This window comes from Mucilaginibacter sp. P25, from assembly GCF_050859465.1.
GTDB classification, from domain to species: Bacteria; Bacteroidota; Bacteroidia; order Sphingobacteriales; family Sphingobacteriaceae; genus Mucilaginibacter; species Mucilaginibacter gossypii.
The window spans coordinates 6,235,131-6,253,578 of sequence record NZ_CP193937.1; the positions used below are offsets into that span (position 1 = coordinate 6,235,131).

25 protein-coding genes are annotated in these 18,448 nt (G+C 44.7%); 5 read left to right on the plus strand and 20 right to left on the minus strand.

The window, feature by feature from the left end:
- Positions 1-9: 9 nt before the first annotated feature.
- The 6 genes from ACRQ5D_RS31390 to ACRQ5D_RS31415 all read right to left on the minus strand — a co-directional run bounded on the left by ACRQ5D_RS31390 (position 10) and on the right by ACRQ5D_RS31415 (position 3,280).
- Positions 10-336 (minus strand): hypothetical protein, encoded by a 327-nt coding sequence (locus ACRQ5D_RS31390; RefSeq protein ID WP_432327728.1) that lies wholly within the window; start codon positions 334-336, stop codon positions 10-12.
- The gene (locus ACRQ5D_RS31395; RefSeq protein ID WP_432327730.1) at positions 333-782 is read right to left on the minus strand and encodes a DNA-formamidopyrimidine glycosylase family protein; all 450 of its coding nucleotides are present in this window, start codon (positions 780-782) and stop codon (positions 333-335) included. Before ACRQ5D_RS31395 ends, ACRQ5D_RS31390 begins: the two co-directional genes overlap by 4 nt.
- A 15-nt stretch (positions 783-797) precedes the next feature.
- Positions 798-1,025, minus strand: coding sequence for a hypothetical protein (locus ACRQ5D_RS31400; protein ID WP_091207613.1), 228 nt, complete (start codon positions 1,023-1,025; stop codon positions 798-800).
- 6 nt (positions 1,026-1,031) lie between these two features.
- Positions 1,032-1,922 (minus strand): DUF72 domain-containing protein, encoded by an 891-nt coding sequence (locus ACRQ5D_RS31405; protein WP_091207616.1) that lies wholly within the window; start codon positions 1,920-1,922, stop codon positions 1,032-1,034.
- A gap of 60 nt (positions 1,923-1,982) precedes the next feature.
- The gene (locus tag ACRQ5D_RS31410) at positions 1,983-2,678 is read right to left on the minus strand and encodes an SOS response-associated peptidase (RefSeq protein WP_432327732.1); all 696 of its coding nucleotides are present in this window, start codon (positions 2,676-2,678) and stop codon (positions 1,983-1,985) included.
- A 227-nt stretch (positions 2,679-2,905) separates the two neighbouring features.
- Complete coding sequence (locus ACRQ5D_RS31415; RefSeq protein WP_432327734.1) at positions 2,906-3,280, minus strand: hypothetical protein; 375 nt, start codon at positions 3,278-3,280, stop codon at positions 2,906-2,908.
- A gap of 144 nt (positions 3,281-3,424) precedes the next feature.
- On the opposite strand from ACRQ5D_RS31415, the gene dinB reads away from it, so the two are divergent.
- The 5 genes from dinB to ACRQ5D_RS31440 are packed head-to-tail and all read left to right on the plus strand — an operon-like array spanning position 3,425 to position 7,778.
- Positions 3,425-4,375, plus strand: a complete 951-nt coding sequence (gene dinB / locus ACRQ5D_RS31420; protein ID WP_432327735.1) for a DNA polymerase IV — start codon at positions 3,425-3,427, stop codon at positions 4,373-4,375.
- Entirely contained in the window at positions 4,347-4,583 is a 237-nt protein-coding gene (locus ACRQ5D_RS31425) for a hypothetical protein (protein ID WP_432327737.1), read from the plus strand. Before dinB ends, ACRQ5D_RS31425 begins: the two co-directional genes overlap by 29 nt.
- Before the next feature lie 51 nt (positions 4,584-4,634).
- A complete protein-coding gene (locus tag ACRQ5D_RS31430) occupies positions 4,635-5,345 on the plus strand; it encodes a PHP domain-containing protein (protein ID WP_432327738.1) in 711 nt (236 codons plus the stop codon).
- Positions 5,324-7,531, plus strand: a complete 2,208-nt coding sequence (locus ACRQ5D_RS31435; protein WP_432327740.1) for a DNA polymerase III subunit alpha — start codon at positions 5,324-5,326, stop codon at positions 7,529-7,531. Before ACRQ5D_RS31430 ends, ACRQ5D_RS31435 begins: the two co-directional genes overlap by 22 nt.
- Positions 7,532-7,544: 13 nt before the next feature.
- Positions 7,545-7,778, plus strand: coding sequence for a hypothetical protein (locus ACRQ5D_RS31440; protein WP_091207631.1), 234 nt, complete (start codon positions 7,545-7,547; stop codon positions 7,776-7,778).
- Positions 7,779-7,789: 11 nt separating this feature from the next.
- Here the strand turns inward: ACRQ5D_RS31440 and ACRQ5D_RS31445 are convergent, their stop codons facing one another.
- The 14 genes from ACRQ5D_RS31445 to ACRQ5D_RS31510 form a co-directional block, all read right to left on the minus strand.
- Entirely contained in the window at positions 7,790-8,803 is a 1,014-nt protein-coding gene (locus tag ACRQ5D_RS31445; RefSeq protein WP_091207633.1) for a YiiX/YebB-like N1pC/P60 family cysteine hydrolase, read from the minus strand.
- A gap of 610 nt (positions 8,804-9,413) precedes the next feature.
- Positions 9,414-9,887 (minus strand): PH domain-containing protein, encoded by a 474-nt coding sequence (locus tag ACRQ5D_RS31450; RefSeq protein ID WP_243487259.1) that lies wholly within the window; start codon positions 9,885-9,887, stop codon positions 9,414-9,416.
- Between the two features lie 10 nt (positions 9,888-9,897).
- Complete coding sequence (locus ACRQ5D_RS31455) at positions 9,898-10,317, minus strand: hypothetical protein (RefSeq protein ID WP_432327742.1); 420 nt, start codon at positions 10,315-10,317, stop codon at positions 9,898-9,900.
- On the minus strand, positions 10,317-10,520 hold the full coding sequence (locus ACRQ5D_RS31460) for a hypothetical protein (RefSeq protein WP_432327744.1): 204 nt from the start codon (positions 10,518-10,520) through the stop codon (positions 10,317-10,319). The genes ACRQ5D_RS31455 and ACRQ5D_RS31460 overlap by 1 nt, the downstream gene beginning before the upstream one ends.
- Positions 10,520-11,320, minus strand: a complete 801-nt coding sequence (locus ACRQ5D_RS31465; RefSeq protein WP_091207643.1) for a DUF4099 domain-containing protein — start codon at positions 11,318-11,320, stop codon at positions 10,520-10,522. The genes ACRQ5D_RS31460 and ACRQ5D_RS31465 overlap by 1 nt, the downstream gene beginning before the upstream one ends.
- A gap of 5 nt (positions 11,321-11,325) precedes the next feature.
- Positions 11,326-12,597, minus strand: a complete 1,272-nt coding sequence (locus ACRQ5D_RS31470) for a zincin-like metallopeptidase domain-containing protein (RefSeq protein WP_091207646.1) — start codon at positions 12,595-12,597, stop codon at positions 11,326-11,328.
- Positions 12,598-12,601: 4 nt separating this feature from the next.
- The gene (locus ACRQ5D_RS31475; protein WP_432327747.1) at positions 12,602-12,997 is read right to left on the minus strand and encodes a M23 family metallopeptidase; all 396 of its coding nucleotides are present in this window, start codon (positions 12,995-12,997) and stop codon (positions 12,602-12,604) included.
- Entirely contained in the window at positions 12,963-14,135 is a 1,173-nt protein-coding gene (locus ACRQ5D_RS31480) for a type IV secretory system conjugative DNA transfer family protein (RefSeq protein WP_432327748.1), read from the minus strand. Before ACRQ5D_RS31480 ends, ACRQ5D_RS31475 begins: the two co-directional genes overlap by 35 nt.
- On the minus strand, positions 14,057-15,097 hold the full coding sequence (locus tag ACRQ5D_RS31485; RefSeq protein ID WP_432327750.1) for a YWFCY domain-containing protein: 1,041 nt from the start codon (positions 15,095-15,097) through the stop codon (positions 14,057-14,059). The genes ACRQ5D_RS31480 and ACRQ5D_RS31485 overlap by 79 nt, the downstream gene beginning before the upstream one ends.
- A 161-nt stretch (positions 15,098-15,258) precedes the next feature.
- Complete coding sequence (locus ACRQ5D_RS31490) at positions 15,259-16,053, minus strand: DUF4099 domain-containing protein (protein WP_091207654.1); 795 nt, start codon at positions 16,051-16,053, stop codon at positions 15,259-15,261.
- 55 nt (positions 16,054-16,108) lie between these two features.
- Positions 16,109-16,642 (minus strand): DUF4138 domain-containing protein, encoded by a 534-nt coding sequence (locus ACRQ5D_RS31495; protein WP_432327752.1) that lies wholly within the window; start codon positions 16,640-16,642, stop codon positions 16,109-16,111.
- On the minus strand, positions 16,603-16,956 hold the full coding sequence (locus ACRQ5D_RS31500) for a hypothetical protein (RefSeq protein ID WP_432327754.1): 354 nt from the start codon (positions 16,954-16,956) through the stop codon (positions 16,603-16,605). Before ACRQ5D_RS31500 ends, ACRQ5D_RS31495 begins: the two co-directional genes overlap by 40 nt.
- A complete protein-coding gene (gene traM / locus ACRQ5D_RS31505; RefSeq protein ID WP_091207662.1) occupies positions 16,956-18,116 on the minus strand; it encodes a conjugative transposon protein TraM in 1,161 nt (386 codons plus the stop codon). Before traM ends, ACRQ5D_RS31500 begins: the two co-directional genes overlap by 1 nt.
- Positions 18,113-18,397 carry a hypothetical protein gene (locus tag ACRQ5D_RS31510; protein WP_432327755.1) on the minus strand — a complete coding sequence of 95 codons (285 nt, stop codon included), beginning with the start codon at positions 18,395-18,397 and terminating at the stop codon, positions 18,113-18,115. The genes traM and ACRQ5D_RS31510 overlap by 4 nt, the downstream gene beginning before the upstream one ends.
- Positions 18,398-18,448: the final 51 nt, after the last annotated feature.

Here is an 18,448-nt window from a genome sequence, read left to right on the forward strand (position 1 = left end):
GACCGCGTTTTACTCAAATAATTGCTGACTTCCAGTATAATATGTCTTACGTTTATCAAGTTCTGCTTTAAGAATAGGTTCACCGTTAAGCGTAAGTGTTTGTTTCGGGCGGTGTACCTGTAAAAAATCGCGCTCTTTTTCAGTGATGGTGTCCGGGAAAAGAAAAAGAATGTGATTTTCAGCATCTGTTAATACTCCTCTGATTGCCTGACTAAGGATTTCAATATTGCTCTCAGGAATTTTATTGGCTTTTGAAAAAGGCGATATTTTTGCGGCGTAAAGGATTTCATCCACATAAGCGTTACCTATACCCTGAACTGTTTTACCATCGGTCAATACCGTTTTGATCGGCTTTGCACTTTTTTCAAAGCAGATTGCAGATAGCCATCCGGCATTTGCATGGCATCGGGCACTGGGGAGATAACCGGATCAAGGGTTAACATTACTGATTTTTGCCAGTCTGTTATTGCTAACCCGGTACCATCAGAAAACAGCAATTCCACGATAGTAAACTTGTTTTCATTCTTGCCTTCATACCAGTGCATTGAGCCATAAAGCATCAGATGTAGTCCCAATAGGTGATTTTGCCCGAACTCAAAGAATAGCTGTTTGCCGATTCGTTTCACTGCCGTTAATACTTGGCCTGTAAGGGCTGCATCAAAATCGGCTTCAGTCGTTTTGATTTTGCGGGAAACAAGTATATGGATAGCGGTAAGCGATTTACCAACAAGGCGTTTGGTCAGGTTCGCGCTAAATACGTTCAAATCTGGAATTTCAGGCATAAGAATTTGCTTTAATTATTTGTATTCACTTTCGACGTGCAAGCCGATTTCTTCGATGATTGAGTCCGGCAATATAACCCCGGATTCCTGTATCCACGTCCAATCATCCGTATGAGCGATCGTCGCCATAAACCGGCCATCGAAAATCACCTCATAACCTTGTGGCTGCATGACTACCTTACAGTTCACGACTTTTCCAGCATAAACCAAATCAAAATTAAATGCTGGGTTTTGCTCTTCCATTATTATTTAATCAAGGGTGTTTCCTGGCAGATTGATATTTAGGCCCAGTTGGTTATTGAGCGTTGTTATAAAAAATTGATACAAGGATAGCGAAGGTGCGTCACCGGCATGAATAAAAAAGTATAGTGACTGAAGTCCCTTTTCCTTCCATATTTTCAGACGTTTGGCCCACTCTTCCAATCTTAGATAATCTATACGATCATCACCACAGGCGACAAAACGGATAAACGCATGTGGCGTAGGTAATTCCATGTGCAGGCAATCCCTTCTACCCAGGGTATCAGTGATAACCGCGCCTATGTTTGTTTCTTTCAAAAAACTAAAAAGATCACCTCTATGCCGGGGATCAATCCAGTTTTTATTTCTGACCTCAACAAATAGCGGAACGTCGGTTGGCAAAGTAACTAAGTATGCTTTGAGGTCGGAAAAGGTTTTTGGTGAAGTACCTTCGGCCATTTGAAGAAATACAGGACCAAGATTTTCCCTTAACACCGCGATGCTCGTGTAAAATTCGTCCGTTTGCTGTTCTACATTTTTGAACCTGCGGATATGGGTAATGCTCTGCGGGAACTTCGGGCAAAATTTAAAATCTGCCCTGTCCCTGACCAACTCTTTCCAGGCGGCCATTCGTTCCGGCGGCATCGTCTGATAAAAAGTGGCGTTGAGTTCGATGGCATTAAAGTGCCTGACGTAATATTGTAGGAAATCCTTGTCTTTGGTGTAATGGGGATAGATGACTCCTGACCAATTTTTATACCCCCACTTAGGTGCCCCAACATGCGCTACAAACGGGTTGGCATTCTCTTCGCTTGCTAATGTGGCCGTGGTCAGGTTAGTATCTGCCGGTAAATGATAATCGAAGCTTGAAATATCTATATTTTCTTTCCCAAAGTTCATAGGTCGAAGTTATGTAATGATTTTAAAAAATATGGGGCTTAGTCTTCGGGTTGCACGTGATCAGAACAAATTGGATTGCACTTGAGGAGGTTCATCCTGGTCGTAAACAGGCAACTTTCCACCCCAATCGTAGAACGCGTCCCGCTCTTTACCCTCCGGCTGTGCTTTACCTCCCCGAATCGAGAATACCGGATAGTGCTTAATTTGATCCGATGGAATGCTATAGTGAAAGATTTCATCAATATCATCATCGCTTAAGTCATCCAATACCCATGCCTGTTCCATTTCTTTAGTCAGAAATAAAGGCATGCGGTGTTTGTTGTCGCCATCGTTATGAATCCAGCTCATCTTCTCGTTAGCCCCGCGAGTGAGCATGGCGAATGAAGCAAAACTGTATATTTCGCCCGTAGAATGATCGACCTCCTGACTTACCTGGTACAATGCCGGAACATAAAACTGTTCACGACCAACGAGGCTGACATGATATGGGATTTTGTTTTTAAAGCCTTGAACTTTACGATGTTCATAGATACCGGTTGCCGGAATAAGGCAGCGGTTCTTGCGTAACTTATACCAATAGGATCTTTTATCTTCAATGACACGCTCGGAGCGTGCATTTACGTAGTTTCTTCGTTGTATTTGCCGTTGCTTGGGATCGTCAACAAATATCGGCACAACACCCCAACTCATATTAGCCAATGCCAGCATCTGCCGGTTAACTACTATTGGATGAGTGGGAAAGCTCTCGCATGTCACATGGATCATATCATTTGGATAATGCGCCAGATCGGGCGACAGTTTGATTCCTTGGAAATCCTTGGTGACTATTTGTATTTCTGAATGAAAGCTAATATCCCTGCACATGAGAATTTATTTAATCATATCATAAAAGAGCGCCGTGTGACTTTGATCGCCTGAACTGATCTCCGCTTTTAATCGCCCGTATTCAACAAATATACGCACATCGTAGTGATCTTCCTTTTTCATGCGGATATGATGGATATACGCTGAAACGGCTTTGGCATAGGCTTTTTGCAAACGTGCTTCATGTTTCGCATCAATGGTACCGGCAAAAAAACGCCGATACCTTCAGCCGGCTTGAGCAGTTTGATTATATTTTGATATTGAGTGAGATCGAGCAGGTTTTGTGCTTTACCTTCATTAGAACGCAATTCACGTTCATGCAAATGCGCTTCATATTCCTGTTCATAAGCGGAAAGCAGAAACGTTTTCTGTAAGGGCTGTCCAGGCCATTGAAAACGCTGGATGACCACATGCGGTTTACCCATCGCCATCAGTTTCCGGATCGTATCCTCCTTGATGCGTAAAAATGGATTATAAAACAAGTTATCAGCCATTTAGCCTATCCTCCAAAATTATTTTCAAATATAAACAATTTGCTAATATTTTTAGTATTAGTTTTGTTCTCCGTTTTCTAAACGAACAAAATCAATCATGATGTGATTAAAAACTGATCGTGTAATAATAATTCAAGGGCATAAATGAGCACAGACCGCCAAATCATTCACATGGACCAGGATGCATTTTTCGTATCCGTCGAAGTTCGCAAAAATCCTGAACTGATAGGCAAGCCGGTAATCATCGGTAGTTTGTCGGATCGCGGTGTAGTGGCCTCGTGTAGCTATGAAGCACGAAAATTTGGTATTCACTCCGCCATGCCCGCAAGGATGGCCCGTATGCTTTGTCCTCATGGCATCTGGATCAGAGGCAATATGGATGAGTATTCCAAAGCATCCCATGAGATCACGGATATCCTTAAAGCAAATGTGCCGCTGATTGAAAAAGCCAGTATTGACGAGCATTATATCGATATGACCGGCATGGACAAGCATTTCGGAACCCTGCGTTATGCTAAAGAATTGCGCGCCATGGTCATGAAAGAAACGGCGTTGCCCATATCATTCGGGTTATCGGTCAATAAAACAGTTTCCAAAATGGCCACCAACGAATGTAAGCCAAATGGGGAACTGAATATAGAAAAGGCTGTTGTACAGCCTTTCTTAAACCCTTTGTCCATTCGGAAAATCCCCGGTTTGGGCGAGAAAACCTTTGTGAAACTGAGTGATATGGGTATCAAGCGGATTCACGAACTGGCGCAGGTACATCCCGAATACATGAACAGCATACTGGGAAAGAATGGTATTTGGCTGTTACAGAAAGCGCAGGGTATCGATGAATCGCCGATCATTCCTTACCAGGAGCAAAAATCCATCGGTACGCAATCCACATTCAAAAATGATAGTATCGACCTGGTATCGATTAATTATTTACTAACCTCTATGGTGATGGATCTGGCTTTCGAGCTGCGCCAAAAGCAAAAACAGGCCGCTTGTGTAACCGTGACAGTGCGTTATTCGACGCGGGAAGATGTGACGAGAACAGGCCACTATCCCTTATACTGCTTTGGATGCTCCGCTCATCAAAAAGGTTAAAGAGCTTTTTAAACAGGCTTATCAAAAGCGATTGCTTATACGTCTGGTTGGTGTGCGGTTATCCAATCTGGTCAATGGCTTTGAACAGATAGATTTATACACGGAATCAGAAGAACAATACAGTCTTTGCCAGGCGATGGATAAAATCCGTCGCCGGTTTGGCCCCGATGCCATCAAGCTGGCGTCAGGTATCAATCTTAATTTATAGTGAGCCATGTATCTGAATGTCCACTCCCAATATAGCTTACGCTACGGCACAATGTCGATCCCGGCATTAGTGGAGGAAGCTATTGCGCGTGGTGTAACGCAAATGGTGCTCACGGATATTAACAATTCAACGGGTATTATGGAGTTTATGCGGGAGTGCGATGAGAAAGGCATTAAGCCCATTGCCGGCATGGAGTTCAGGCGGGATAAAAAGCTGCTATATTTCGGCATTGCGCGGAACAAGGAAGGAATGAAGGAGTTGAATGATTACCTGACCGAACACAACCTGGAGCAGAAGCCCCTACCTGACCTCGCACCAGCGTTTACAAATGCTTATATCGTTTACCCATACGGCCACCAGGAACCGCTGAAAGAAAATGAATACCTGGGCATTCGTTACCATCAGCTTAACCGGTTGTTTAACACTGATCTGACAGGCATCAAACAGAAACTCCTGGCTCTACAGCCGGTGTTCGTAAACGATAAGATCGAATATCGCTTACATGAATATTTGCGGGGTATTGATCTGAACGTCGTACTGACCGAGGTTACACCGGACGATAAATGTGCGCCAACTGATATGTTTCTTCCGCCAGGACAGTTAGAGGCTAAGTTTGCCCGGTATGCTTTTATACTGGATAATACACGCAACCTCATGAACAGCTGTGTGATGGATTATCCCAAAGGTCGCATCAATTTAAATCGGAGAACATTCACCGGTAACAAAAAAACGACCGGGAGTTGCTGGAGAAGCTGGCCTTGAGCGGTATGGAATACCGTTATGGTAAATCTGACAAAGAGGCGTTGCGCCGGGTTAGGCATGAATTGAAGGTTATTTATGAATTGGACTTTTGCGCCTACTTCCTCATCACCTGGGATATTATCCGGTATTCCAGTTCTCAGGGCTATTACCATGTTGGCCGGGGTTCTGGCGCTAACAGCATTGTCGCGTATTGCCTGAAAATAACTGATGTGGACCCGATTGAGCTGAACCTTTATTTTGAACGGTTCCTGAATGCGCAACGGACCTCACCGCCTGATTTTGATATCGACTATTCCTGGGATGAACGGGAAGATGTGCAGGATTATATATTTAAGCGCTACGGCAGTCAGCATACTGCCTTATTAGGCACGATGTCAACTTTCAAAGATCGGAGCATTATCCGCGAAATTGGCAAAGTAATGGGCCTGCCCAAAGCTGAAATTGATGGTTTTACTGATCCAACCAGGCTGGCTTTCAATCGTGATAACGATGCCTTTAAAAAGATCACCGCCATTTATGAGCGGATGGCCAATATGCCTAACCAGCGCTCGATTCATGCCGGTGGCGTGCTGATTACAGAAGAACCCATTACTTATTATACCGCGCTTGATCTGCCTCCAAAAGGGATGGCTACCGTACAGTGGGATATGTACGAAGCGGAGAAGATTGGATTTGACAAATATGATATCCTCAGTCAGCGGGGAATCGGACATATTAAAATGGCGGTTCAACTGGTTGAGGAAAATCAACAACGTAAGATTGACATTCACCAGGTCAAAAATTTCATGAAAGATCCGGTGGTCAACGCCAATTTGCGGGTTGGAAACACGAAAGGTTGTTTTTATATCGAGTCTCCGGCAATGATCCAGCTAAACCGTAAGCTGGGGTGTGATAGTTATCTCGTGTTGGTCGCCGCAAGTTCGATTATCCGGCCAGGCGTAGCCAGTTCCGGAATGATGGGCGAGTATATTAAAAATCATCACGCACCGGACCAAGTGAAATACCTGCATCCGGTGATGAAAGAACAGCTTGAAGAGACCTATGGTGTGATGGTGTACCAGGAGGATGTAATTAAAGTTTGTATTCATTTCGCAGGCATGGACGGAACGGATGCGGATATCCTCCGGCGCGGCATGAGCGGCAAATACCGTTCAAACAAAGAATTTGACCGGTTGGTGGAGCGTTTCCATGAAGGTGCGTTGAATTTGGGCCGTCCGGAGGCAGTAGTTAAAGAGGTGTGGCGGCAGGTTGCCTCTTTTGCGGGTTACAGTTTTTCCAAAGCACATTCGGCCAGCTTTGCTGTAGAAAGCTATCAAAGCCTTCACCTGAAGACCTATTTTCCGCGGGAGTTCATGGTTGCAGTGCTGAATAATTACGGGGGATTTTATGACCGGGCGTTGTACGTGCAGGAGTTGCAAAGGTCGGGAGGCATTGTTCATTTGCCATGCGTGAATAACAGTGACAGCCTGGTGAATATTTCAGGAGTCGATGTTTATCTGGGATTTGTCGGTATTCACGGCCTAAATGAGGAACTTATTGAAATGATCCCGGCAGAACGCCGTCAAAATGGGTCATATCAAAGCTTAGAAGATTTTGTAAAAAGAACGGGGATTGGTTTAGAGCAAACGATCACGCTGATTCGTGTTGGTGCGCTACGATTTACAGGAAAAAGTAAAAAGGAACTGCTTTGGGCGATACACCTGTTATTAGGTGCGAAAACAAAGCCTAATAATAATGCGGAGTTATTTAAGGTTGAAACTAAGAATTACTCCCTTCCTGTTTTGGTCAATACGCGGTTAGAGAATGCGTATCATGAACTGGAGTTGCTGGGTTTTCCCGTTAGCATGACCATGTTTGAACTTTTGCAAACAGATTACAGAGGTGAAATCTGTGCGAATGATCTGATCAATCATGTTGGCCAGCAGGTAAAAATGGTAGGCCTGTACGTATGTGAAAAAACAGTTCATACGAAATACAATCAAAAAATGTGGTTTGGTAACTTTCTCGATGTAGAAGGCAACACATTCGACACGGTACACTTTCCTAACAATACCCCTACTTATCCATTTCGTGGGGCCGGATGTTATTTGATACTTGGGAAAGTTGTTGCAGAGTTTGGGTTTGCCAGTTTAGAAGTGCTCAAATTTGCCAAACTGCCAATCTTCCCAAATCCCGTAATTTCTTAAACGCAATATAACAATGGATAGAATAATCATTAAATGCCTGATTGCCGGTCAGGAAATAGAGTTGCAATTCGATAAAAAGGCTATGCCAGGCGAAATCGGCCCATGTTTCATGATTTCTGAAGGAGGTTGTTTCAAAGGTTATATCTCCAGGAAAAAAGATGGCGCTTATCAAACTTTAGGCGTACCTTATTTTAACGTTGATGATTTACGTGTTATTGGCGATAGCTTAAGACAGCAGGTAATATAATGGAACGAATACTATTTGTTATCCACTAATAACTCAATGGTTGCCTCGTTCATAGTTTCCATCATTTTACCAAACATGATCATCAAATTTTTGAGTAGTTCGATATGGACTTTGCTATACTCTAATGGCTGCTTTTTATAAGCACTTTCTAACACTTCAAGTTGTATTCTATAGCTATGATAATGCCTATAACCAGTGCTATAGTAGGCTTGGATGACTCCTGGCCATACGTGCTTCGGGTAATGATTGGCAAAATCCTTGAAACTATAGTTTTGCGGATTTTTCGCCATTTCCTTTTTCCAGTGATCTAAGTACCCAGAGGCCTTTATAACATCGGTTATCGGTACATCAAATTCAGGATAACTGATGATTATTTGCTCTATCTGATCAAATGTTTGGATATCCTTGCCAGTTATATTTCTGGCGTTTTCCAATATTGAATTCTGAATATGTTTTTGCTCTTCAAGCTCAGGGCTTCCTTCAAGTGCATGAGCTATCTCTGCTGCAGTTCCTTCCCTTAAAACATTCGCAATGATCTCTACTTTATCGGATGTCATCAGATCGTTCAGAGAGCAATAGTCAGAATTAGGAACCAACTCTACACCGGCATCAGCGTATGCTTGTGCAACTAAACGCGAGCAAAATTGCCGATTTGCTTCAGTAGCATCAATATCAGGTTTTTTCAGTACCGCTTTGGCTTCAGCTAATGAGTATTGGGTACCGACTTTTTTACGCACGCTGTTCATCGCATTTTGAATAACTTTATCGTCGCTACTTTTGAGCCGAAGCGCTATTACATCGTCTTCTAATTCATACAGGTCGCGCATTGGGTTATCTGCCTGCACTCCTAAATCGTAAGAATGGATATAGCTGGAGTCACCTACATATAAAATGGCGTGATGATATTTGCATCCGGTTACACGATTCATCAGCGCGCTTAGCTCACGACTTGAAATCGTTAATAAAATATCTCCTGGTTCTAATTTAGTAAGATCTAAAACAAACTTATTATTTGATTCTGGCATGGTATAAATTGAGTTTGCAAAATTAAGCTGATTTTTTGGGGTTACCCGAATTTAGATTTAATAATCGGAGGTAGAATCTTGCATGACTATTTATAAGCTGTAGAAAGTCATATTAATTCTTGCGGGAAAATATATCGCTTATTTGGAGAGAGAGGTTTCGCAGACTTGCGATACCATTGTAAGGAAATGGGTAATGACTAAGGTTAGAAAATATAAAGCCCCATAGCACTCGCTGCATGGGGCTTTAAACCTAAACCTTATCACAATAAATGTCTCAAATGACATTTAAGAACTTGCAAGTTATAAAAATTTATAAAATCCTTAATAACGCTGGTTTCGCATTTTATTACGCATGTATTCCTGGAACCCGCGTTCTTCGGATTTACGCTGCTGGTATCTCTTCATGCGGTTGTTCCAACCTCTGAAAAAAGGCACCCAGATTCCAAAAGCAATTAAAAAAATATGGCTTTGGCAGAGAACTGCTTAGTATTCGTTGCGGCCATCATCAGGCCGCATGAAATACAGATGGTAAAGATAAAATAGACAAATGTTTTCATAGCTTCAATACTTAAAAATACTAATTTTATTAGTCTATTGCAAGCTTTTTTTATTAGTTTAACTCATAAACGCCATTGTTTCGCCGTGTTGCTAACACCCGTTCGCGCAGTGTTTCTACCAGGTCAGAGCACGGAATACCACGTAACCAGAGGTTTCGGTTTTCGGGATCGGTGGTCTTTAGGTTCAAATCCATCAGTCGCATGATTTGGAGCCAAACAGGTTGGATAAGCACATAATCTTTTATCCTGAATAGTTCGACCGTATCCACTCTTTTAAAAATCAGGCCCTGGCAAATCTGAAGGTATTCAGCGGTGATCAGGTATTTGATATGACGGATGTACCAGTACCGATAGGCAGCCATAAGAATGGCAGTCAGACTGAACCAGGTCAATCCGGGCCAAAAGCGCCAGGCCAGTAGCAAGATAACGATGGCAGTTACCAGATAACCAAATATCCGCATAAAAGCGAAGGTCGCGGCCGGTCGGATCAGCAGCGTTTCGGGTGGTGTAAAATCAGATGTTTCCATAATTAAGCCGTTAATGATTTTTTTCGGCAAGCAAAAGTTGCAGCCAGTTGAGATGTTCTGTTGGTTTCGATGTGCCACACCGAAAGCGAAAACCTGCCTGTTTACTGAAAGCGTTCAGGCTGAATACATCAGCCTGAACGCGGTAAGCCTGGTTCCTGAAAAATATGTCGAGTTGCCCCGCTTCATGACGAATAGAAATCGGCTTTCTTCGGATCGCGGCAGCGATACTTAAATCCATTACCGACCCTAAAAGGCTGTTTTCGGTTGCAAGTACATATGATTTGTGTTTACCGAGTGTGCTTAGCCTGGCACGCTGAATCAGTGATAAAGCACTGCCGGTAGATAATAGCAGGAGACTGTCGAGGTCGTTAAATGCCGGTGCATGGAAGTGCAGCCAGGCAATGGCTTCCATTGCCGACGTGCTTACCACTATTTTTTTATGGTAGCAATGTTTGGAGCGCCAGCCTGCCAAAATTCATCGGTCACCGGGACCCGGTGAAAGCCGATACCGTAAGTTTCGGCCTCGTTACCATATTTAAACAGGATATTTCCGGCAGCATCAGACTGAAAAGATGGTGCCAGCCAGGCTTGAATTTGCGGGTTTATTCCAAGCCAGTCGAGGTAAGGATGCATTATCGGGAGCCGGTTCGGGAGTACGAGCGTTCGTACTCCTTGTTGTTACTTTCAGGCTTTTGCGCCATGGTTTCCCGGCGATCTTGTTTTTGAAACTGTTCAAGATCGCTGTAATAGCCTTTGCTGTTCTCTGTAGCTTTGGCATCATGTTCTTTGTGCCCGAACAGTGCTTTCAGGCCATGATAGACGGCATACGTCAACCCGCCATCCATAATGACCGAGGCGATCAGCAACATTTTGTTGGAGCGCAAACCTTCCTTTTCTTTCGCTGAAAACTGAACCTTTGTGCCGTCCTGCAATTCGACTTCTTTACCCTTGCGGTACCGTTCCTTTTGATCGAGTGACAGATCCTCGCCATTAATGCGGTCAGGTACCAGGATACGGCTCTGATCAGTTACGATAAACTCATTGGTTTCTTCATCAAACTCAATGAGGATATCCTGCGGATCACCTTCATCGTCAAAAATCATTTTCTCAATGTTGGGTACGTGCCCTTCTTCGAGGTTCAGGGCTTCGGTATCCGTCAGATAAGGCAGCTGTGGCGCTTCTTTATAAATTGGATGAACCATGAGTTCCAGGCCGCCTTCCTTAGCAGGCCTAACAGAGAGTTTGGCATCAAACTCGGGCAGGTTAAGTTCCGGCGCGAACTGATTTTTAAGGCGCAGCATTTCCGTGCGCCTGCCGGATAATAAAGTCATCAGGTTATCCTGGTCAATGGTTAACTTTCCTTCCCTGGCCAGACCTACCTTTTCCAGTTCATTGTATGGAAGCTGTTGCGCTTCATAAAGTTGTTGTTTCATTTAGCTTATCTTTTAAAACGGTTTCCGGCATTGTGTTCGATATCCTGAGCAACCACAGGTTCATTTTCCTGTTGCTGGCCTTCTTTATTGCCTTCCTGCTTAGTTTGTTCCTCTCGTTTTTCGCCCTGCTGCTGATCTTGTTTGAGGTCGAGCGTTTCGGCGCTACCAGGACTATTTAACTCTTTAAGCAAGGATTTATAAAGCCCCATCGAAGGAGTGATCCTGATTTTCTGATGGCTGGTCAAGTCTTCAATCTTGACCGCATTTTTCGATTGTTTTTCGATGATTCTGTAAGTGGTGTTATTGTAGGGGATTTCCAGGCCTACTTCCAGTTTACCCGATTGGGATTGGTTTTGCTTTTGATCCTGACTAACTTCCTGCTTTTGGGCTGGCTGACGCTCGTAGAGCATGACGTAATCGGCGATTTTCTGGGCGTCGTTTGCCGCGTTAAATAACTCACCCGGTTCTTCGGCAATCAGTTTGGCCCAATCCTTTGTCATGTTGGCATGTTCGCCAAGCTCGTAAGGCAGGTTAAGCTGTGCGCTCATGAAAACTGCGGCGATGTTGGTGCGGAGTGATTCTCTGACGATCTGATCTGATTGCGGCAGATCTGTTTCCGGACGGTTAAGCCTGGTTTCATGGGAGGTTGCTGCGGCAACTTCGCGTAAAGCGGCGGCATAATATAACTCTGGTCTGTCGAAATCTTCCATCGATGAAATTTGAATAGCATCCTTCTCCCGGTCGTAAGTGGTCATGAGGCCCGCCGGTTCAATTTTGATCTGGCTGTTATCGATAATGACCTGTGCCCGCTCCATCGGGGTCTTTTCATGCGGTTTCACCTCGCCGGATTTGAGGTTCATCAGGTCTTTGCCGTTGAACATCCTCGCTGTTACCGCGACCGGTTCATCCAATTTGACCCGCTCCATCTTTGGTGCGCCGTTTTCTTTAACTACGGGCTGGCCGTTTTCAGTCTTTTGGCGTAGTTCACGCGTTGAGTTAAACTCAATATCGACTCCGTAGGCACCGCGCTTTACCGGAGTGCGATTGAATTTTGCCTGGTCATAGGTAAGCCAACGGGGATCGCGACGGTTCTGCATCATCAATACAAGTGCTGCCGCACCCCGGTAAGGTTGCTTTGTACGCGCATTGATCGGCGTGTTAAACTGAGATGTACCATCTTCTCTGATGGCTTTAGTGAAGATCGATCTGTCTTCATTTAACAGGCCAGCCATTTTTTCGGCAACCTGTTCTGATAGCGGTTTTTGATTTTCGCTCATGGGATTAATGATTAATTGTTTCTTGATTTTTTAATGCCGCCGATAGAAAAGTCAGCGGGTTGATATACCCGTTATAGTACCGGATGGAAAAATGAAGGTGTTCAGCGGTGATCCTGCCCGTGGCACCGCTGATGGCGATGGGTATGCCGCAGGCTAATGAATCACCGGTGGCAACCAGGCACATCGAAAGGTGCCCATAGATGGCGCATAGCGGGCCATTTTGTATTTTAATAAAAATGCCGATAAAAGGATGATAACCGACTGAAGCTACCCGACCTGGGATGGCTGCATAAACGGTGTCGCTATGGGCACGGAGGTCTACACCCTCATGAAAGCAATCTTTGCCAGTTAATGGATGAATGCGGTTACCGAAGGATGAGGTTACGCGGAGGTGTTTCAATGGTAAACTCACTTGCGCATAAGCGGGGCCAGTCATAGCTAAGCAAGCAGCTAAGACCAGGTAACAGGTTCGCTTCATGGTTATTTTTTCTGAATGACTGATTGAGTTTCTTTCTCGGGCGCTGTAGCCGGAGGCGCACTTTTTGGCGGAACTGTTTGACAATTGCTTCTGTTTCGCTGTTTATGCGGTTGAAGTTCTGGCGGAGGATTTCATCCTTTTTATCGCCGAAATGATAATAAACCGGAAGGTCACGATAGTTCTTTTCTTCGAGTGCTATTTCTTCCGCATTCAGGTTAACGCGGCAATTAATTGCCGAAGTTTCAAACTGACCAGTGTAGGTCTGCTGAACGTCCGCCGCCAGGAGGCCGACCATTTCGCCGGTATTTAAGGATGCCATTTTACCTGCTGGTATCAAGGCTTCCAGTTTTTCCTGTAGCGATGTAGATGTTTTGTTACGGTCAATGGAAAGGCTTTCGCCGATCTGTTTGGATTTACCAAACAGGCGTTCGAGCCAATCCAATGTTTCTTTATTTCGTACCGCACCGGCCAGTACGTTACCCACTACGGAGGTAATTGTTGCCGCTGTTTCTTTGCCATACTGCTGGTTAAATTGCGGCAACTCTTGCAACCCCATTAAAATGGCCACCTTATTGGATCTCGCAACTGCCAAAATATTCTCGATGCGGTGAGTATACAGGGTGGGAATTTCATCGATGACCAGCGCTGACGGGAGATTGCCTTTGTTATTAAGTAGTTTGGTCAATCGGTTAATGACTACTGAATAACAGGCCGAATTGATATTTTGCGTATTAGGATCATTCGCGATCACCAACATTCCAGGTGTTTCCGGTTCGGATATTTTGAGGTTAAAATCGTCCCCGGAGAATACCCAAAAAGTTTCCTTTGTCGCTAACCGGCTGATGAAGATTTTGAGTGTGCCGACTTGGCCCTCCAACTGGTCGAAAGCTTTTGCCATAAAAGCGCTCTTAAATGGCGACAGTAACGATACTAACTCCGGTTCAGAAAAGAGGGTATTGAAAATATCCTCGTAGGAATGATTTAAAAACGATAACACATGCGGCAAGCTCGAAAACTTACCGGTCTGGTGCTTACTGAAAAAGTAAATGCAGGCAGACAAAAAGTTGATGGCCGATTGCGTAAAAAACTGGTCGCTGCCGCCTGATTTATCACCTTTTTCATCGCCTCTACCAAACCTTCGGCGCTTTCAGATGCATCGGCGAGAGATTGAAGGTAATCGCTTCGCCAGGGATTAATACGCCTGCTTCGCTCGGGATCGGTCAGGTTGATGACGTGGAAACTATGCTTCAGGCATTTGCCGTGCTGTTTGGCGAGCAGGTAATGGTAGTATGCAACCTTGCCTAAATCAGGGTACTTGTAATCATATAGACAGACGCAAAACTCTTTAGCGATAATTTGCCGCAGGTATGGGCAAACAATGCCAAAGGATTTTCCAGATCCAGGTACGCCTATAAGAAGCACACCTTTAAAGGGGTTTGCTATAGGTATGTACCCGTTATGCACTTTCTTATTGTAGTAGAACTGCATCGGGATGTTGACCGAATAAGGCGTTTCCACCGGCTTGAGCGGCTGCATAAAGCTTTCGCCTTCCACATTCCATTTATCCTTACCGAGGCCGGTGCGAATAAATTTGGAGATGTTGTCGCAGCTAAGGCTAATCATGATGGCTCCCGTTAGAGAGGCGGCCATATAAATGAGATTAAACCAGCTGGTATGGCCGAATGCATCGGCAGAGTCCCGGTTGTAGCAGATCGTGCTACCAAAAAATAGCAACAGGCCGATAGCTAATGGATAAAGGATCTGGGATTTGGGATTGAGGTCTGTTTGTTTCTTTGCTAAAGTGCCCACGCTGACCAGGCAGATGAGCAGTAGCGTTGAGAGTTTACTGTAAAGCAATTGCTGGTAAATCGGTATTTGGCTGATCTTATCGAGCGCATGCGCAAGGATGCCCCAGAATGGGGCTTGGGGATAAACGAACACACAAAATTCCAGTGCGATAGAGACATAGATCAGGCATTGCAAAAAGCCGTGCAGGCGTTGTTGCTCACGTGTTTCTTCCATGAAATTGTAGTATTTGAGAATTTGAAAAGCAGATGCCGGGGCACTGTTACCGGGAAATGTAACCTGCTGAACGCACCCTAACAGGGGTTTGGATTGAAGGATATTTGATCGCTATGAAGGGCGATCTTCTGGTATTAGCCTGCTTAACTCCGTTTAGAGGTTCATCGTGACCTATGGTAGGTATTGGATGGTGTTTCAACGTCCGGTTGAATATCAGGAACTATGGGTTGTTCCATTTCAATCGTCTGCAGGTTAGCAAGGGCATTTAAATATGCATTAGTTGGCGGGTGTTCCTGATAGTCGTGCGAGTAATCCCTTAGCGTCTTCAGGTTATAAAAGGAATTATAAATTTCCTGGCCATTGATTGTTATGGTAGCGATCAGCTCCATTTTATTGGCCCGCATGCCCTGGGAATCTGTGGCGGTAAATTGCAGCCTGGTGCTATCCGGTATTTCAATGATCTTGCCCCGCTTATAATCCTCCTGCTGTTCTTTGGATAACTGATAGCCGTTAACCTTTTCCGGTGCAATGAGATCGTTCACGTCAGTTTCCAAAAACTGATTGGTTTCCCGGTCATATTCTATCAGTACGTGTTTGGGTGAACCGTCAATAGCGGTCACCTGCTTTTCGATGACCAGTTGCCGGCGCGATTCCAACAGATTCATTTCTTCCTTTGACAGGTGATTTGGGCCGGTGCTTTGTAAATACACGGGGCTAATCAATAAAACGGGTACCCCTTGTTGATTCCTGATGAGCGATAGCTTTGCCTGGAGTGAAGCGATCTTCATTTCTGCAAATTCAAGGTTTCGGAGTTCAACGAGGCGTGTCCGTCGTCCGCCTAACAAGGCATTTTTATCGGTGGGTTCAAGAAAGATGAGGTCACCTTGAACAAGGTCTACGGCTGCGAGGCTCTTTAATGGTAAATCCTTTTCGCTAAATGATTGAGGGTTTAGCATATTGTTTTGTTTAGGAGGTAATGGACTTCAGTAGATAATTGGCAATGCATATCCTTTATCTGACCGATGGGATGATGTCAGCGTTAAGTATATCTTTATAAGGGATATGTAGAGAAATAACCCTGCCTGATAACTGCTTTTCATTAAGTTCAACCCGCAATAGCTTATTGCCAGGGAAGGTGAATTTCTTGAATACAAAAATGTTCCGGTAATGACGCGCGAATTGGGTCTGCTCAAAAAGAATAAACTCCGGTTTTATTTCGAGGGCCTGCACAGTTGATGCTTTGGTAACTTTCTGATCTTCGATGGTAAATCGAAAATTATCAATTTCATAGCTCAGCTTGCTTCGGTTGACATAGCCCAGATCAAGAAAGATATAATCGCCGAACGTGTATACATGATTAAGCCTGGCTTTGATATCGAATGCTTTGGCGTGCCGTAGGTTGGCTTCCGGGCGAAAACAAAGCAGGTTCGTGCTTAACCTTTTAAGTTCTGGCTGAGATAGACTAACCCCGATATCGAGCGGCCTCGTCTCCGAGGGTTGAATTTCTATTTCAGATTGGATGGCCCCCCATCCGACGCAGACCATTCAATACGGTATTGCGCCAAAAACTTTTCACCGGCGATGGTTACTATGGCTTCACGACCAGCAATTTTTGACGAATCCGAACGATAACGGATACGCAGCACGTTTTTTACCGGCAGATCTCCGACAATACTTTTAGAGGAAATATCCACGTATTGAATAGGTTCAGGGGAAATAAAGTGTACCGAAAGGCTGTCGGGTAAATAAACTACGGGTAAGTCTGATTTACGGGTGCCCTCGGGCAAATTGATTTTTTGGGCATAGGAATGCAGGGCCGCTATGAAGATAGCAGCGAGCGTAAACAGGAAATTTTTCATTACTGATTTAAGTTTTTAGTGTCAATGAGGTAGATGTAACTGTTGTATTTGATTTTCGCCTTGTTTTTGCGAATGGCCGAGGCGATGGCGGTCGATGTCGATTGAAAGAGTTTGCTGGCGGTGCTCATTAAAAACTGGCTGCCGGAACCGGAACCGTTGTCGATGGATACCCCTTGTATGGAATTAGTGCCGAGATCTTTGGTAAAATCCCTGAATTGAGAATCGGGCACATAAAGGCCCGGCAACCCATCCTGGTCATAAATATCCAGCTTAACAGGGAGCAACTGGCCATTATACAGAATTGACCTCACCGTGAGCACCACGCGCTGACCGGAAAAGCCACTGATGAGCGCATAAAGGTAACTGTCTTTAGGTACGGTCACCTTTCCGGCTACAATGGGTTCTAATAACCGTAGCCGGATGCGTGAACCAGCGTAACCCGTTATACTTTCATCGATCATGGCCGTGATAAAAGATTGATCCTTTTGCGGTTTGATGGTGTTAAACTCATCGGTCGATTCGCTGAATTTGACGACACTTAGCGTTTGGTCTTCGGCCTTTTTCTGCGCTGCTTTTAATTTGGCTTCCTGCTGTTCCTTCTGGTAATTTGGATCGCCTAACTTCTTGATGCTATCCATGTAGGCCATTTGCTTTTTGAACAGTTCCATCGGGTCTTTCTCGCCGGGCTGCGCAGTGCCACTATTAAGCGGTGGCAGGGATTTTTGCTGATGTGAGATCAGGTTTAAAGCATCGGCCATTTGCTGGTCGTGACTATTATAGGTGCTTTTGGGAATTTGTGTTTTTGATGTCGGCATGATGAAGCGTTGTTTCATCACGCTGTCGATGGAATCCAGTTGTCTTTTCTGGCGGGTGGCGGTGCTCATACCGCCATTGCCTGGTGCTTCAGATGGTATTGGCGATACGGCCGAATTACCATCCGCATTCTTGTACCTGTCCCGGTATGCGTCGAGCTTGTTTTCGAGGTTGCGTTTTTTGATGTCGGGGGAAACGTCCGCCACCGTGCTGTTGAAGCCAGCTTCGTGTTTCACCTGCTTTTTGTTTTTCGAAGCGCTGCTATGATAGACGTAGAAAAACAGGCAAAGGAAAGGCAGCGCCAGCAACGGAAGAATGTACTTGGGTTGTCGGAGATTGATTTTCATTTTCTTTGATTGAATTTGTGGTTGAGTTTTTGAAAACTGTCAAGGGCGGTATCGAGCCTGGCACTGTCCGCGCTGGTTAGCTGTTTCTTTTCTGATAGGCTGTCGATCATTTTGCGGAGGGCAAGCATTTCCTGAATGGCGTTACCGGTAGCCATGATTTGCTGAAATCCACCGGTAACGGGCGATTTTGCAATAACCGTTTTATGTGGGCGTAAGGTTATATGAGGCGATCTGTGAGACGTTAGAATGATGATCACCGAAAGCAGCATACTGGCCACCATTACCCAAAAGATGGCTTTCGTGTTTTTAGCAGCGAACTGGCTGGCTGTACT